The sequence below is a fragment of the Chryseobacterium sp. ON_d1 genome, assembly GCF_006829085.1.
Taxonomy (GTDB): domain Bacteria; phylum Bacteroidota; class Bacteroidia; order Flavobacteriales; family Weeksellaceae; genus Chryseobacterium.
The window spans coordinates 761,857-779,816 of record NZ_BJTC01000001.1; the positions used below are offsets into that span (position 1 = coordinate 761,857).

Sequence of the window (17,960 nt, forward strand, 5' to 3'; positions counted from 1 at the left end):
TTAAGCCTTGAAACCACAGAATGGAATATCGATATCAGTGCCAAGAAGAACAATCTTATTTTTTGTATTTGTTCTTCTGCACTTTTCGTTGGCCTTTGCGCAGGAAAATAAGAATATCAACATCCATTTTGAAAATGACAGTGTAGCTGTTGAAAAAGGTTCTACATTTACTAATTTCCTGGTCGTTGAGAATAAAAGTTCTGAAGAGATTACCATTCAGAATATCATACCTCAGGAAAACTATCCGGGATTGCTTTTCTATCCCAAAAATGAATTATCCTTAGGCGCGGGTCAGTCTAAAACTCTTCCGGTAAAACTGATTGCCAATGTGGATTTTATGAAACTGAAATCCAATAAGATCCAATTCCGGGTTTCTTACGTTACCCCAACCGTAACCAGAACTGAAAGCACCTCGTTCTTCGTTGCTAAAGGAGACAACAAAAACATTGCAATTTATACAGCTACATACGAAAATTTCATTAACCCCGCTTTACCACAGTCCTCAATTCTGCTTACCGTAGAAAACCAGGGTTACAGTAAACGAACTGTTAAGATTGATTTGCAATCCATTCCGGATGGTTTGGAAGTAATGCCAAAACAACAGACTGTATCTCTGGAAGGTTTAGAAAAACAAACGTTGGAAATCAAAATTGCGGTCAGAAAACAGAATACAATTTATCCGGAATTTAATATTAATGCGATCGTCACAGACCTGCTGGATAATAAAATTGTGGGTAGCAACACGCTTTACTTGGTCGTTTTATCACATAACAGACAAATTGCCCGTGGAAACGAAGCGGTGAGCGGAAGTAATTTTGCTGAATTGAGCTATAATGAAAACAGCTCAGGTTTCAATTATCTTCAATTGAGAGGAAATACAGCGTTCCGGATAACTGATAACCTGAAATCACGCTTCAATATTGGTGCAGATTACTATCATGAGGACGGCCGCTATAACCTATATGATACCTGGCTGGAACTGGAGAGAAAAAATACAGTATTACGGGTGGGTAATGTTAATAGCAGCGATTACGATTACCCGGTTTTCGGAAGAGGTGGGAAAATTTCTACCAGATTCGGAAATAATAATCAGGTTGAAATTCTTGCGCTTGAAAATAATTATAATCTGTATGGTACATATTTCCAGCAGACAGAAGGGTCTACCTTGGCGGGTGCAAAATATGGTTTTGGCAATGCTAAATCTTTCAATGGGAAAGTATCCTATATATTTGAACATGATCCACGGTTTAATGTAGATACACAGATAGCGAACGCGGTTACATCATTGTTAATTAACGATAAAAACGCAATCCGCACGGAGTTGGGCGTAAGTCATGAAAAAGGACTTTTGAATCATGATGAAAACGCCGGAGCTTCAATGGGAGCCAATTACGAAGGGAAAATAGGGAAATGGGATTTACAGTCTGTTAATTCCTTTGCCACCAAAAGTTATGCAGGGATCAAACGGGGATCGTTTTTCTCAAATCAGCGTATTGGCCGTCAATTTTCTGCCTCTCAGCGTGCTTTTATACAATACCAGAATTCGCAGGTAAATCCTGAGTTCCTGAGTTATCAGGGTGCGCCTGTCCAATCTGGAAATACTGCTGATTTTCGTTATTATTTCAACAGTACAGAAGCTTTGGGGTTAGGGTATCAGTTTTCTTTAAAGAAATGGAATTTTCTGCTGTCTCCAAAAGTTGAAAAACAAAAAACAGCTAATTTTTATACCTCACAGGAACTTTTTTCTTACCGGTTGGAAGCCAATATCAGCACTACTTTAGGTGCCCACGGATTGAACCTGACGGCGGAATATTCTTATTCTAAAGAGAATAATAATCCGGACTGGTTCAACAGTCTGAAAACCACTTTATCTTACAGGTATAAGTCATTCTCTCTCAACGGAACAGCCCAATGGAATGCAACCAGTGTCTTTGATTTAAATTCTTATTATGATGTAAGCCGTAATTTTGCCAATTACAATGTATACGCTTCTTATAATTTCCAGATGTTTAATCATAATCTTACTGGATCTTTTTCAGCAGGAACCTTCTATTCGGAGCTTTATAAAAATTTAAACAGCAATATCACCGGTAATCTGGAGTATAAGATTTCACCTTCCTGGTCCACCACAGGTTATTTTAATCTTTCCGGCTATAAATCTACAGCTGAATATTCAACAAGTGGCAGTTATTACCAGTTCAGAGTGGGAATTAAAAAATATTTTACCCCGGCTACTGCTTTCGGAAATCATAAAGTGGCGTTCCAGTTCTTTGAAGATAAAAATTCTGATGGGCTTCTGGAGTCTGGCGAACCGGTACTTGCTAATGAAATTATAAAACTGGACAATTATGTAGCGATGACGGATAAGAATGGGAAAGTGGTTTTTCAGAATGTGCCTGAAGGTACTTACACTCTGAAGGTGAATGAAAGTGCAGGCGCCCGGTTGATGATGGATCCTGTCATTATGGTCCATAACAATATTAACCGCAAAGTGGGCTTGGTAAAAAACATCAGGGTAAGCGGAAAATTAACAGAGATCAAGCAAGCCTATGATGTTTTGGAAACGGATGTGACAGGAATAGTGGTGTATGCAAAAAGTGAAGATGGCACAATCTATACTGCCGTGGTTAACCAGAAAAATGAGTTTGAATTTTTCCTGAAAGCCGGAAAGTATAACCTCTATATTGAAAATGACAAATACAGCTATATACAGCCGAGCCAAACTATTCAGGTAACAAAAGAAGGTTACTCAAAAACCGTGGTTTTTGAATATAAGAAGAAAGACACCACCATTAAGGTGAAAAAGTTTTAAATTTAAAAGTATGAAAAAGATGAGGGTTTTTCTAATAGGAATTTTTACCGTGTTCTGCGGGTCTGCATTCATGAAAGCTCAGGATGTGTACCTGTCTGTTCCTGAAAATAATATTTTTAACAGGAGCGAATTTACCTCAGTACCTACAAGGGTAATGACGAATGCCAACAGAACAAACTGGGATTATGCCTTTTTGGGATTACTGCCTACAGCTCCTACATTTACCTCTGTTTCCGGATCAACTTTTACTCATTCTTCTTCCTCATCTACTTTACCCGGATCCACTCTTCTGTGGCAGTTGGAAAGTATGGGCGGGCAGCTGCCATCTACCGGACTTTCCGGGTATTTGCCAGGTTTTCAATCATTCAGTACAAGCGCTATAAAATGGTTTGAACCGCCATCCATCAGTATCGGGGGAGGATTCAACCGCGGAAATATCAATTTTACATTTAAAATTCCTGCCGCACAATTTACTGCCAATGCCTTCCGGGCCGGGAATTATTCTATGGACATTACTCAGAATTATAATGATTTCACTCCCCGTAATTTTAAAACAATTTTAGTGATTCCTTCATCGATACGATGGATTACAAGCTCTTTAACAAAATACATAGAAATATCTTCTTTGAATGACTACCGCAATGCAAGCATGAAGGTGTGGGATTTAGGGAATACAGAAATTGCGAATACGGTTGATTTTAATTTTTTAGCCAAAGCTGCTTCCGCAAACATTCAGTTCACCTCCTCCAAAGGCGTTGCAGGAACCAGAAATATAGCAAGTATTAAACTGGGTAGCAATGGATCTGCACTCACAACCAAAGCATTATCTGCCGATTTTCAGAATTTTTCTGCTGCTAATTTCAGTGTTACAGCAGGAAACAGAAACAGCTTCATTCCGCAGCTTTATGTATCTGCAGAAGATTTTAAAAACTTTTTTTTTGAAGCCGGAACTTATACTTTTGAATTGAACTTCAATGCCGGAAGTACAGATAACTCTATTAACAGTTTGCAGAATACGGCTGTTCAGTTGAAGGTGCTTCCTCTGTCGGAGATTACCATTCCAAGTTCCGGACGCACTGTCAACTTCAATTTTAATACTGCAGCCCAATACACCGATGGACAGTCACAAATGATTCCCAACCAGATTATGCTGTCCAACAATGAAAATTTTGAGCTCTATGTAAAATCGGACGAAAATTATTTCAAGAAAGGCGGCCTGCAGACCGACATCAATTCGAACATTTTACAAATTGGAGTGGATGGAGGTTCTGTAAATGTACCCTTATCCAAAACTCCTCAAAAAATACTTTTTAACGGAGCTCCGGTTCTGGACCGTGGACTGAACATAAGATATACCATACCACCTGCGGGCGCCCAAAGTTTGGTAGGAAAGGAGAATACCACTTACTCTGTCAATGTGTATTATAGCTTTACGGCAATTTAACGATGCCTTCTGAAATAACTTTTACTTTCTTTTTATGGCTGTGGCTCAGTCATAGCAAATTGCTGAACCTACAGAACTTTCCAAAAGATTTCTGACGTATTTCTATATACAAACGTTTCTTCCTGGATGATTTTTGTTCTATCAACCTCAATATTGGCAGTACCTGTAGAGGTTTTTTGGGTAGTTTATCTATCAGGTATTGCTGTTTTAGCTTGTTATTTTTTATTCTACATCATTCGGATTTTTACGATCAATACTCTCTTGATATTGTCCCAAGTTTCACCTTTTATCCATTTTCCGTAAGGCAAGTAACGGGTTTTCAGGGTGAAAGCCTGTCGGAATATTATGCCGTACAAAGTCATTTTCAGTTGAAAAAAGTAGGAGAATTGTTATTTCAGGTAAATTCTATTTGATTTTTCTTTTTACTAATATGATATTTTTTATAACTTGGCAGTTCCCGGAAGAAAGGTTTGAACGATATGTTTTTATTCAAAATTGAACAACATAACCCTTTCTGCCTTTTTTCAAAAAAATAATTTCAAACAGCTTCTAAAACCTTTGAAACGGATTTTATGAATGATTTTATCAACGAACTACAATTAAAAATTGAAAGACTGGAAAATGAGATCAATTTCAAGAACGGACTGATTTCGATATTGTCTCATGACTCAAAAGAACTGTTTGGAACTTTTCTGTGGCTTATAGAAGAGCTGGAGCAGAAGACCATAAGTGAGGAAGATTTTTTTAAGCTGTTGCCTCAGATAAAAAAAGATGCCCGGAAGAATCTGCAAACTATCCAGGACAGCGTTGCATGGCTGAAAACGCAATACGGGGAATTTAAGATTAAACCCGTTACCATTATGGTGATGGATCTTTTTCACTATTTAGAAGAAAAATACGCTGCTAAATTAAAAGAAAAAAACATTCAATTTTATTTTAAAGGAGATCACAATGCGTTTCTCACAAGTGATCGCCTGTTGCTTGAATATGTTTTGGACAAGATTTTTAACAATGCGGTAAAATATTCTTTTCCGGGGCAGGAAGTTTGTTTACAGGTAGTTACGGAGGGTGACCAAGTTGTGCTTTCTGTAATTGATTCCGGAACAGGAATAAATGAAAAGTACTTACCTGTGATCTACACGTATGGTAACCCTGTATTTCTGGGAACTGCAGGCGAAAAAGGAGTGGGATTAAGTTTGAAAATTGTAAAAAATTTTATATCCTTGCTGCATGGAAACATCCAAATCATTTCCGATGAAGATAAAGGCACTACGGTTTCCCTTTTTTTACATAAATTAATAGAATAATGGGTTTAAAAGCAAACATTCGTATTGTAGTAGCAGATGATCATGGTATCGTCCGGATGGGTTTGATACAAACAATCAAACGATTAATACCCGATGCCATCATTTCAGAAGTAGAGGATTATAAATCGCTGTACAAATTAATTCTGAATGAAAAACCGGATCTGGCCATTATGGATGTTAATATGCCTAATGGTACTGTTCAGGAAGCAATAGATTATATTAAAATTCACCAGCCTGAATTAAAAATTTTAATATTTTCTTCACAGGATGAAGAGTTATATGGGATGCGTTATCTAAAAATGGGTGCTGGTGGCTATCTGAGCAAGCTAAGCTCCACTGAAGCCATTGAGACTGCTTTAACGTCGATGCTCAATAAGGGGCGATATGTCAGTGATAATATAAAGGAAGCTATTTTTTTAGAATCATTAACTGGCGCAACAAAAAATTCTCCCCTTGAAGCATTATCAGACCGTGAATTACAAATTGCCGATAAGCTTGCAGAAGGTCTTCCCCTCAAAGAAATTTCTAACCTGCTGAATCTCCATTCATCAACGATCAGCACTTACAAAAACAGGTTGTTTGAGAAGCTTAAAATACGATCCATACCTGAATTGGTAGAGATTCTCAGGCTGTATAATCAGTAAATATTCTGTCACAATCAAATTTTTTGTGATAGAATAAAATGATGTAACTGCCCGTTTTTCTGTCTCCTATCTGCTTCTTTGTATAGAGCCACAGCCAGATGGACGTGATTACGCATCAATTAGTATCCGAAACTGAAATTTTCGGAGTTGTTGATATGTATTTTGATATAGAGCTTCTTCGGGATGCGGCAGCATATACAAACAGATATTAAAAATGAATTTAAGTTCGTTCGGTTTGTGATCATTCAGTCGGAATAAATTGGTTACCAGATTTCTATCCCTTTGCGATTCAAATTAGCTGAATCTTTTTTATCACAATTCCACGCTTGTTTAAATTCCTTCATTTGTGCCAGTGGACCGTTTATTCTAAATCTGAAAGGCACATGGGGATTGGTTAGCAGTTCATTACGTAAAGCTTCAGAACTGATGTTGCCATGCCACATTTGAGCCCATCCTAAAAAGAAGCGTTGTTGCCAGGTAAAACCGTTAATGGGGGAAGGAATCTTTTTTTTATCATAACTTTTTTCAAGTGCATGATAGGCAAGGGTAAGTCCACCGAGATCTGCTATATTTTCGCTTATCGTGAGATGTCCGTTAATATGTAAACCCGGCTGACCCTCCATTTGGTTAAAATAATTAATGTATTGTTTGGTGAGGTTTTCAAAATTATGTCTGTCTATTGATGTCCACCAGTTATTTAAATTACCTGACGCATCGAATTTCGAACCTCTGTCATCAAAAGCATGGGTTATTTCATGTCCTATTGCTGCGATTATGGCACCATAATTTATAGCATCGTCCGCTTTATGATTGTAAAAAGGTGGCTGCAGGATACCAGCAGGGAAGCAAGCACTGTTAGTATATTGATCGTAAAAGGCATCAACGGTCTGCGGTGTTGCATGCCATTCGCCTTTATCTACGGGCTTATCAATTTTCCTGATGTTTTCGTTATGATGAAAAACTGCTACAGCAATTACATTGTCTACCAAACGTGATGGCTGTATGGAGATCCCGAAATAGTCGGGCCATTTGTCCGGGTATCCGATCTTGAAAGTCATTGTGCTTAATTTTTTATGTGCGGAAGCTTTGGTGCTGTTACTCATCCATCTTAACCTGTCTATGCGCTGATGATAAACCTGGCGCACATTTTCAATCATTTCACCTATCTTTTGTTTATCCTGTTCAGGGAAATATCTTTGAACAAAAAGCTTACCCAAAGGCATGCCCAGTGCCTGTTCTAACTCTTTAATTGCCGTGTCTGCGCGACTTTTCTGTTCTTTTTTTCCAGCCATTACTGTTCCGAAAAAAGCAAAATGACGATTGCTGTATTGCTGTGGCAGGTAAGGTGCAAAATGAGATAAAAGCTGCCACCGGGTATATAATTTCAATACAGTTAACGGCGTCTTATACAGAAGAGCTGTTAAATTGCTCATATAAGCCCGGTCTTCAATAATAACAGTTTGGGTATTAATTCCCTGCGCTTTTAAAAACCCGTTCCAATTAAATTTTGGTGCTATGCGGCTGAGCTCTGGGACAGACATCTTATTATAGGTTTTTATCTGATCACGCAACATCAGACTGGAGAGCTGCAGACGGGCCACGTTTTGCTCCAATTCGTAAATTTTGGAACCGGGGGAGACTTCTTTTAGACCTGCAATTTTATACATAATATCAATGTGTCGGATCATTCTGTCTTTTAAATCAACATTTTTAGTTTCTTTTAGGGTATAATAGCTTTTATCACCCAAAGTGAGTCCGCCTTGCCCTAACGAAAGAATATTCATCTGATTGTTATGAGCATCGGCTTCTACCTTATAACTGATGAAAGTAGGTACGTCAAGCTTTTCAAGTTCCCCGGAGATGTTTACCCAATCGGTGTAATCTTTAATATGGTCAATTCGCTCAAAATACCTGTCAAGCGGAGAAATCCCTAACTTTTCTATGGTAGCAGTGTCCATGTATGATCTGTAAAAATCAGCTATCTGCTGAGATTCTGAACCTGATTTGAGATCAGGTAATTTACTTATGCTGTCTACAATATTTTTCAGTTTTATTTTGTTGTCCCGATCAAGAATTTCGAAAGCACCCCATCTGCTTTCTGTAGCAGGGAGCGGATTTTTCTTCTTCCAGTTACCATTGGCAAAGCCGTCAAAATCAGTACAGGGATTTTTAGTAGAATCAATATTGCTGCTATCAAAACCTGAATTATTGAAGACCGAATGAATGTCCGATTTCTTTTCAGTTTTGCAGGAAAATAGTATTGTTATAATAATTAAAAATGCTGTTAACTTATGGTTTTTCATACTAGTGAATATATAATTACTCAAGCATTTAGCTAAACGATTAAGATCGTTAGGAATTTTTTCTTAATATTTGCTTACCGTTTAATGATGTACTGTTTCAATTGTTTTACCTATCCAGATAATTGACTGAATTGTTAAAATTAAAAAAAATATTTGAGCCATTGATAGAATTTTGTAAAGTAAGCTGTGCTTACCGTCAATAAAAACCAACATTTACAATGCTTTTTAATTCTAGAAAAATGAATTTCAAATAAAATATTTATCAACATACAAATGCAAATGACATACATGATGATATTTATATAATTAGAAAGCGAAATCTGTATTTAGTGACGAACAAAAATATTTGAAAAGTAAGTATTGATTTATAGGCTTTGATTATGGCTAAAAATATCACAGATAAAAATCAATTACATGGTTAAGAAACCCTTATAACTAAGACACTGGAAATTGGTTTTTTATGACAGGAACTGATATTAAGTGTAATAATAAATCAGGGGAGAGTTTTATTTTAAACTAAAGAATTTCAATAAAATAATGCCAGTTGCAGCATATTCATGTAAATTTGTCAGTTTGAATCAAAAAAATAGAATATGGAATTTTCACCTTTTAATCCTGTCATCAAGCTTTGCCTGCAGGGAATGAGTTTTGAAGAAAAAGAAATGCCTGAAGAAGCGGGTAGTCTGTTTTTACAGGCCTGGGAAAGCGCAACGGATGATCATGAGAAATTTCTGGCAGCCCATTATGTGGCGCGTCATCAGAAAACAGTTGCTGATCAGTTACAATGGCTTGAAACAGCACTGGAATTTGCTCTAAAAATAAATGATGACACGGTTAAAAGTGCACTGCCTGCTCTTTATATGAATATTTCCAAATGCTATGAAGACCTGGGAGATCCGGAAAAATCAAAAAAGAATGCTGACCTGTCGTTGTTTCTTAAAAATCATCCGTCTGATAAAGGTCCTTTCTATCATGGTACAAAAGCAGATCTGCAGACTGGAGAACTTTTGACAGCAGGTGGAAATTCCAATTATCAGTCTGATCTGAAAATGAATCATATCTACTTTACAGCATTGGCAAACGGAGCTGGCCTTGCTGCCGCATTGGCGAAAGGAGAGGGGGCAGAACGGGTGTATATGGTCGAACCAACAGGAAGTTTTGAAAACGATCCGAATGTCACAGATAAGAAGTTTCCCGGAAATCCTACCCGCTCTTACCGCTCTGAAATGCCTTTGAAAATTATCGGAGAGGTTAAAGAATGGACAAAACCCAATCCTGAAGACCTTCAGAGATTCCGTGAAAAACTGGAAGACAGCAAAGGAGAGATTATCAATTAGTTTTATTTACCTCCGGACTTATTGAGTATGTATTCCAATGCCGGATCAATTCCATTGATTTTATCCTTTAGGGAAGGAGTGATAAGAACATCAGGAACAACAGGAGTATAGCTGCCGGCATTACAGTCAGCACCGATGCTCATAGAAGAAGTACTGCGCATCTGAATTTTGCTGTTAGGAAGATTAAACATAAAAGCTTCGCCAAAATCATTGGTATATTCTCCTGTTGGCTCACCTATAAGTTCGGCCAGTTTATACTGTTTCATTCCGTCTGCCACAAGGTTCGCACTCGAAAAAGTAAATGGACCGGTCAGCAGATATACTTTTCCTTTAAAAATCGTATCGTTTTTAAATTTATTGTCATCAGGTTTGCAGTCTCCGATTTCCCACACCGTTCCGTTTTTCATTTTGAGGTACTCACCTTCGGTATTTTTATCTGAGAGAAGTTTATCTTTATAAATCTGGCTTATTTTCCAGTATTTTCGGCCTTGTAAAGAATACTTTCTGTCTGTAATATAGCTCAGCAGCAGGTCTCCGAGAAGTGAATTTCCGCCACTGTTATTCCTGAGGTCAATGGCCAGCTCTTTGATGTTTTCTTTTCTGATTGTTGCAAATGTCTGGCTGAGAAATGTATCAAAATCATCTGTACTTCCGGACATACTTCTGAAATCCAGGTAGGCCAGCTGATGATTGATCATTTTAAACTCATAAGGTTTACTGATTCCGGGCATAGATAAAGTCAGAAAATCTCTGAGCTTTATGCCTTCTTTGATCGTCATATCCATCTTTTTACGGTCAGATGATTTATATCTTATAGAAAATGGAGGTGTGATATCTTCAAGATACAGAAAATAACTGAACAGTTTGAGTGATATAACATCTCTGAACTGACTGGTTCCTCCAATACTTTTTTTCATTTTCTTAAACAAAGGAGTAATATCTTTTCCGTTAATACTGATGATTTCTGCACCTGGAGGTATTGCCCCCGTATTTACCGTTGAGTAAAGCTTATCATGGTCTGAAATCAGTATCAGTGGGAAGAAAATAGGTTTAGAAAAATCCTCTTTCATGAAAGACTGTGAAATTCCCGGATTGGAATGGGCATCCTGTAAAAGGGCACTTACTTTATACATGACCAGAGTCATTTCCTTTAATGACAATTGTTCTGGCAGTTGATTTTTAATTTTGTCAACCTCTGTAATATATTGCTTCTGCGATATAAACAGAAAAGGGTTATAATGAGAATCTGAAACAATCTTACCATAATAGTCAATATCATCCTTAGCCTGCTGCCTGTTTACTGTATTTTGAGAAAAATAGAATGTTACTGACTGGAGTAATACAATAACTGTAATTATTTTCTTTGCAACCATAATAAGAATTAATGAGATTGTTATCAAAAATACTCATTAAAAAAATGCTAACATGATATTTGATGAAAATATATCCAGATAAGCTTTTCTATGGAAAAGATTTGTTTTATAAAACCGGAGAAATTTTTATCCCTGAAATATTAATAAATACCCGTTTTTATAAGAATAAATGTATGTTTAACAAATAATTTATCTAAATAAATTATCTTTACACTATTGGTAAAAAATGATTGGTTTGTTTAGAAATATTCTTGCAGTTGGTTTTCTGTTTGCTTTTCTTTCGATGTATTCTCAGCAGTATACTGTTCAGCTTTTCAATACGGATAATGGACTTCCTCAGAATAGTGTAAAAGATATAATAAAAGATAAATACGGCTTTATCTGGCTGACGACTGAAAACGGAGTTGTAAGATATGACGGACTCAATTTTCTGGTGCACAAAAATTTTCCTTTGAATAGCCAACGGTTTACCTATTTTTGTGGCGATCCCGGAAAAGACAGTATTCTTACAGCAGTAGATTATGGTAAAACAGTATTAATACATCGGAAAGCTCCTAAAGTCATCAACAATATAAAAAGGTGGCCAACAGTTATTGTTAGGAATAATAGCAATTATCATCTGTGTGTTTCAAACTACAGCTATAGTCCGTCTCCGGGAGTCAGTTTCTTTATGGACTTCCAAAAAGGAAGATATTTAATAACACAACATTCCTTTGTTTATGAAGACTTTCGTTCGAAATTACAAATTAAGCTTGATGTAAAACCAATTTACAAAAATGACGCCAATGCTTTCGTTGTAGATGGCTTTCTGTTTTATATTGACCGAGATGCCAGAAAAGTAAAAAAAATTGAAGAGGGAAAGATTACTGCTTCGTATGATCTGCCCATTGTAACGGATGTCAGAAGCAAGATATTCTGGAACAGAACAAATGGACAGGGATTTGTCCTGAATAATGACACTCTTTACAGATGTATCTATATCAACGGAATACTTCATATAGCTAAGCTGATTCATCTGGGGGGTATAAGTGAAAGCAATCTGATGAGTATTTATTATGATGAAAAATATAAAAAACTCTATCTGGGAAGCAGTACAGAAGGACTGAAGATTGTAAGTCTGACCGATTTTGTTGTATCAAAAAACAAAACCCCGAAATCACCTTCGGTGTTCTATGCCATTCAGCCTTATAATGATTCATGTGTCATCACCCCTGCAGGTGAAATCTATAGCCGAAACGGATTGGTAAAAAGTAAAAACTTTGGAAAAAATATATCGTATTTTTTAAATTTTGATCAATACAGAAATATTGCCGCCAGAAGGGAACAAACCCTGTTCATCTATAATAAACGGTCAGACTTCACAGATTTTCAGAGCATTTCTACAGGAGAAGATACCGTGAAAGATTTTTTCTTTGCCCATGGGAAATACTATGTGCTGGCTGTGAAACAGAAAAAAGGAAAGACGGAGTTCACAGGCACACTGAGCATTTATGAAGACTGGCCTTATAAGTCTTTAAAGAAACAATATTTCTTTGCAAACGAGCCCACCAAAATTGCTTTAACAGAGAATGGAGATATCTTAGTGGGTACCATAAAAGAATTATTCAGAATATCCACGAGGCTTAATAAAATATATAATATTACCGGAAAAAATGAATTGTCGGTCAGGGATATTGTGCCTACTGCTGATGGAAAGATATGGATAACCACACTTGGGAAAGGTTTTTATCTTTTAGAAAATAACCGTCTTATAAAGCTGCCCGGAGATTCTGAAGGTAATCTTTTGTCACCCCATACTTTGCTGGAAGATCATAACGGATACTTCTGGATTCCCACCAATAACGGTTTATACAAAATTAAGGAAAGTATGCTTTTGAAATACGTACAGAAGAAGATTTTTAAACTGATCTATTACAGATATTCAAAAGAAGCGGGCTTCAATACCAATGAATTTAATGGCGGGAGCAATATAAATGGGAATAAACTTAAAAACGGAGATTTTGTTTTTCCATCCTTAAATGGGCTTGTATTTTTTAATCCCTTAAAAATTAAAAGTTATTATCCCACAGACATGTATATCGAAAGAGCCATGGTAAATGATAAGGAAAAAATATTTGAAAATACCTTAATGCTCAGCCAGGAAAACAGAAGGGTTGAGATCTTTATTGATGTTCCTTATTATGCCAACCCTGATAATATTGTCATTGAAACAAAGCTGGATGATGAAGGAGCCGGGAAATGGCTGCCAATAGGAAAAGACAGAAAACTTTTACTCAGTAATCTCGGTTATGGCACTCATTTTCTTACCGTAAGAATGCTTGCTTCCGATCAGCAGGAATATGTTTTTAAAAAGATTAGGATCATCATTCCGCCTTTCTTTTATCAGACTCTTTGGTTTAAATTAATTACAGGTCTTGTTTTGCTTATTTTACTTTATCTGTCTGTAAAATGGCGGATCAGCTTTCATAAAAAGAAAAACCGTGAGCTGGAAGCGGTTATCCGATTAAGAACCAAGGCGTTGTCGCAAACAGTAGAAGACCTGGAGATGACACAAATAAAACTGGGAAAAGAAATTGAACAGCAGAAAAAACTTATCGGTACCATTACCCATGACATTACCACACCATTGAAGTTTATTGCTTTAACCAGTAAAGAAGCACTGGATTACGATGAAACGAATACGTACCGTACAGAAAGAATTCTGAATTCTATTTACAAATCATCCAACCAGCTGTATAATTTTACCAAAACACTGAAAGAATATGCTGATATATACAACGAATACCGGACTGATGAAACAGAGCTGTACTCATTGTATGAGCTGGTGGAAGAAAAGAAAATTCTTTTTGATGAGATTGCAGCGAATCATAATACAGCAATTGTCAACAAAACAGATGAAAAACTCATGATTCGGATTGGGAAAAATATTCTTGCTGTTATTATTCATAATCTGATGGATAATGCTGTAAAATATACCAGAAACGGAACGATCACGATCAGTGGGGCAGATGAGAATGGAGTGGTGATGCTGGAAATAGCAGATACGGGAATTGGTATGGATAACCAGAAGATCGAATATTATATGAAGCTTCAGGAAAATATTGAAAATGAGAAGCTGTTATTGCAAAAATACGGCATGGGACTTCACCTGGTATTGCAGTTGCTGCAAATGATTGAAAGTAAAATTATGATCAAGAAAAATGAAACGAAAGGAACTTCTTTCCAGTTAATTTTAAAAAAATCGAAAAAATGAGTAAAAAGATCCTGATAGCAGATGATCATGACATTGTATTAACGGGTACTGCTATCATTTTAGAATCACGTATTCCTGATGTTTTAATTGATACGGCGGCCGACTATCCCGAAGCGCTGGATAAAATTTCCAGGCAAAAATATGACCTTCTGATTCTGGATATCAATATGCCGGAAAGCAGGAATAAAAAAATGATCTCAGAAATAAAAGTACTTGATTCTGCTTTGAAAATACTTGTTTTTTCAGCATATGAAGAAGAAATTGCCATACAGTATATCAAAGAAGGGGCAGATGGATACATTAACAAGCTCAGTAAAGTAGATACCATTTCCGAAGCTGTCATGAAGATGTTTTCAGAAGGAAATTATTATCCTAATGGCTTTGTTAATAAGCTTTTGCAGCCTTCCAATCTTGATGCTATAAAAAGCTTGTCAGAAAGAGAATATGAGATTTTCATGCTAATGGTAAAAGGAAATGGGAATCTTGAAATTTCAAATGAAATGGATATCCAGATGTCTACGATCAGTACGTATAAAAAAAGAATCCATAAAAAGCTGAAAACAAATAATCTGGCAGATCTCATTAAGCTGTATGAAGCTTATATGTCGTAATTTTCTATGATTAAAAAGCTAATTTTTGAGTGTAGAAAATTTTCTACAAATTGCTTAGTTTTTTTCTACGCTTGGTGATGTTTCCTGTAGAATTTATTCTAATACTTTTACATTATGTTAAACAATAGTGTTTATTAATGTAAATAAAATAAGGATAAATGTTTAAAACTTCTACAAAATTAATTCTTGCGATGCTGGCTTTTAGTCCGGCTGTTGCTTTTGCCCAGGCAGGAAATGTTGGGGTCAACACAGTGAATCCCGGTTCTACAATGGATATTAACGGATCATTGGCAGCTAATTATAAAGCGGTTACTACAGCCACTTATAATTTAGCACTATCAGATTTCCACGTTTCATACAATGGAAGTTCAGATGCCGTATTCGGTTTACCGCCTTCCATCAGTGGGGTTGGAAACTTCAAAGGGAGGATTTACAGAATTAAAAACAACACAAACTTTAAGATCACCGTCAATGCCGCTACTCCGGAAACCATTAATGGCAGTGCCAGTATTTCAATACCGGCCAATCAGAGTGTGGAGCTTGTAAGTACCGGACTTACCGGTACAAATGCTACATGGGAGCTTCTTTCAACGGGAACAACATCTACAGGAGACTATATTATTGTGAAACCAAACGCTGCTCAAACAGTATCTACAGGATCAGATGTGACATTTGGATCTGTCATTGCTTCTAATAATATTACTTATAGCGCAGGTGTTTTCAATCTGAAAGCAGGTAAAACCTATGTGCTCCGTTGTCAGCTGCATGCTACAGATTTTTCGCTGGCAGGAGGATTTTTCGTATATGAATGGGTAGATGCTTCCAATAATTCTGTTCTTCCTTCCAGTACAACAGGAGTTGTGGATGCCATAAACAATTATCCGGCAACATCGCTTGGCGGCCAGCCGGAAGCCTATGCTATTTACAGACCTACAGTTGATACCTCTGTAAAAGTAAGATTGGGAGGAGCCGGAACTGCTCAGCTGAATCCGGGAATAGGATTTATGACGGTTACCGAGCTTGCCGGAGGTAATGGAAATGGCGGAACAACAATCATTAATAACAATATCACGGCAAGTAACGGTCTTACTTTATCCGGTACAGATGTAAAACTTGGTGGAACCCTTTCTCAGGCAACAGATATTGCAACGGCAGGTAATAATTTAAGTATTAATGGCACAGGAAAAGTCCTGGTAGGAACCAATACTGTACCGGCAGGAGCAGCCAGTGCAAAGATTGTTATTGATAACGGAACTACCAATGGGGCTCTTCAGATCAAAGACGGTACCCAGCAGCTGGGTTATGTGCTGACCAGTGATGCTAATGGCTTGGCAACGTGGTCATCTACTGTTACTACAGCCTTTGCCAATAACTGGACACCTTATACCGGAACATTGGTAAATCCTTATACGGCAACAACAGGGGGTAGCGGACTGAATACAGGAATTCAGGTAACCATCCCGGCAAAGGGCTGGTATTTTTTCCGATGTGGGATTGCCATCAATTCTGACTGTAATGATTACTTTTTCTATATCAACGGCATTGGTGATGTCTGGAGAAGTTACTGTGGGTCAGTCACGGCTGCATTCATGTTTCCAAGAGATCAGAACAGGGTGTTATATTTTGCTGTACCAGGAACTTATACTGTCTTGGCTGGAAAAACAAATGGAGTAGTACCAACATCCTTTAATGGAGGTAATCCTTCTTTTTATCTGGATTTTGTAAAGTTCCAAAACTAAGGCGTAGTCTGAAAATGATAAGACTATAAAAAGATTCTAAAAACATACTATGAAAATGGAGCTGTAAAGTTGATTCTTTACAGCTTTTTTGTTCGGTCTGTTTTAAAACATATTTAATATCTTGCCTGATTCGGGGGAACGCCAAACTTTTTCTTGAATGCACTGCTGAAATGCTGCAAGGAACAGTAACCCAGTTCCATGGCTATTTCTGTAGCCTGTTTTTTACCAACAAGCAAATCATTCTTTGCCATCTCTAAACGCAAATCCGAGAGATAAGAGAAAGCGGTCTGATTAAAAATCTCTTTAAACCCACGTTTCAGCTTATATTCGTTGATGCCTGCAATCTTTGCCAGTTCCGGAAGGGTTGGGGGTGATCCTATATTTTTCACCAGATAATCACGGGCAAAGATAATTCGCTCCTTATCGTAATCATGTTTTAGATACTCCGGTTTTTGATTTTCAACCGTATTAAATGCTTCTGCCTGCAAAACAAGCAATTCAATGGTTTTTGAAAAAAGAAACAGCCGCTTTGATCCACTCGAAAATTCACAGTTTAAAATTGAGTTGATACAGGTATGTAAAGGTAAATCGATATTTAAATTTGAGGCTGAAAAAGCAACGGGTGTTCCTGAAGCTATCTTGTCAGCAAACTGTTTAAGAGATTCGTTGCCATCTTTTGATATCGCAAGAAAAGCATCTTTTGAAAACTGAATCATAAATGATTTAATTTGGGGCTCATCCCATTTCATTTTACCCTCAGCACTGGTACCATAAAATAAATTATGCTGATTCCTATTCAGCTCAAAAGAACCGTTCATTCCATGTTGCTGTATGGAAGTTTTTCCCTGTATATTAAAATGCATGGTGACAAGTTCCATATCTCCTTTCCAGTCAAATTCTGTGCATCTTTGAAGATCCGTCTCCGAATATAATATTCTGATACCGTCAAAAAGCCATTGCTTGGTTGTTAACTGTCCAAAGGGAATAGCTGTTTTAAAGACATCTTCTTTAAAACCGAAGGCATTAAGGTCATTTTCATTAAAGTCTACAGTAAATGCCGTTTCGTTATTTTTAAATTCAAATCCCATTACTCCCTGATTTGCTAGTTTAACTCCCTTTTTTGCAAGTTCCTTTTTC

Annotated in this window: 11 protein-coding genes; 8 read left to right on the plus strand and 3 right to left on the minus strand. The window is 37.0% G+C overall.

The genetic code is table 11. The features are described from left to right. Nucleotides 1-7 precede the first annotated feature (7 nt). The 4 genes from CRS_RS03255 (at nucleotide 8) to CRS_RS03270 (ending at nucleotide 6,207) form a co-directional block, all read left to right on the plus strand. The gene (locus CRS_RS03255; RefSeq protein ID WP_228451161.1) at nucleotides 8-2,812 is read left to right on the plus strand and encodes a hypothetical protein; all 2,805 of its coding nucleotides are present in this window, start codon (nucleotides 8-10) and stop codon (nucleotides 2,810-2,812) included. Nucleotides 2,813-2,822: 10 nt separating this feature from the next. Then, nucleotides 2,823-4,256, plus strand: a complete 1,434-nt coding sequence (locus CRS_RS03260; protein ID WP_142722640.1) for a hypothetical protein — start codon at nucleotides 2,823-2,825, stop codon at nucleotides 4,254-4,256. 572 nt (nucleotides 4,257-4,828) lie between these two features. After that, nucleotides 4,829-5,563, plus strand: coding sequence for a sensor histidine kinase KdpD (locus tag CRS_RS03265; RefSeq protein WP_142722641.1), 735 nt, complete (start codon nucleotides 4,829-4,831; stop codon nucleotides 5,561-5,563). Continuing rightward, nucleotides 5,563-6,207 (plus strand): response regulator transcription factor, encoded by a 645-nt coding sequence (locus CRS_RS03270; RefSeq protein WP_142722642.1) that lies wholly within the window; start codon nucleotides 5,563-5,565, stop codon nucleotides 6,205-6,207. Before CRS_RS03265 ends, CRS_RS03270 begins: the two co-directional genes overlap by 1 nt. 263 nt (nucleotides 6,208-6,470) lie before the next feature. Here the strand turns inward: CRS_RS03270 and CRS_RS03275 are convergent, their stop codons facing one another. Beyond that, nucleotides 6,471-8,510, minus strand: a complete 2,040-nt coding sequence (locus CRS_RS03275; protein WP_142722643.1) for a M13 family metallopeptidase — start codon at nucleotides 8,508-8,510, stop codon at nucleotides 6,471-6,473. A gap of 923 nt (nucleotides 8,511-9,433) precedes the next feature. Here CRS_RS03275 and arr point away from each other — a divergent pair. Continuing rightward, nucleotides 9,434-9,847, plus strand: coding sequence for an NAD(+)--rifampin ADP-ribosyltransferase (gene arr, locus CRS_RS24785; protein ID WP_373995755.1), 414 nt, complete (start codon nucleotides 9,434-9,436; stop codon nucleotides 9,845-9,847). 2 nt (nucleotides 9,848-9,849) lie between these two features. Here arr and CRS_RS03285 read toward each other — a convergent pair whose 3' ends face one another. Then, a complete protein-coding gene (locus CRS_RS03285) occupies nucleotides 9,850-11,220 on the minus strand; it encodes a S41 family peptidase (RefSeq protein WP_142722645.1) in 1,371 nt (456 codons plus the stop codon). Nucleotides 11,221-11,446: 226 nt separating this feature from the next. Between CRS_RS03285 and CRS_RS03290 the strand changes: the two genes are divergently transcribed. The 3 genes from CRS_RS03290 to CRS_RS03300 all read left to right on the plus strand — a co-directional run bounded on the left by CRS_RS03290 (nucleotide 11,447) and on the right by CRS_RS03300 (nucleotide 16,823). Further along, entirely contained in the window at nucleotides 11,447-14,473 is a 3,027-nt protein-coding gene (locus tag CRS_RS03290; RefSeq protein WP_142722646.1) for an ATP-binding protein, read from the plus strand. Further along, a complete protein-coding gene (locus CRS_RS03295; protein WP_142722647.1) occupies nucleotides 14,470-15,084 on the plus strand; it encodes a response regulator transcription factor in 615 nt (204 codons plus the stop codon). Before CRS_RS03290 ends, CRS_RS03295 begins: the two co-directional genes overlap by 4 nt. A gap of 158 nt (nucleotides 15,085-15,242) precedes the next feature. Continuing rightward, nucleotides 15,243-16,823 carry a hypothetical protein gene (locus CRS_RS03300; RefSeq protein WP_142722648.1) on the plus strand — a complete coding sequence of 527 codons (1,581 nt, stop codon included), beginning with the start codon at nucleotides 15,243-15,245 and terminating at the stop codon, nucleotides 16,821-16,823. A 113-nt stretch (nucleotides 16,824-16,936) separates the two neighbouring features. Here the strand turns inward: CRS_RS03300 and CRS_RS03305 are convergent, their stop codons facing one another. After that, nucleotides 16,937-17,911, minus strand: coding sequence for a helix-turn-helix transcriptional regulator (locus CRS_RS03305; protein WP_142722649.1), 975 nt, complete (start codon nucleotides 17,909-17,911; stop codon nucleotides 16,937-16,939). Between the last annotated feature and the right edge of the window lie 49 nt (nucleotides 17,912-17,960).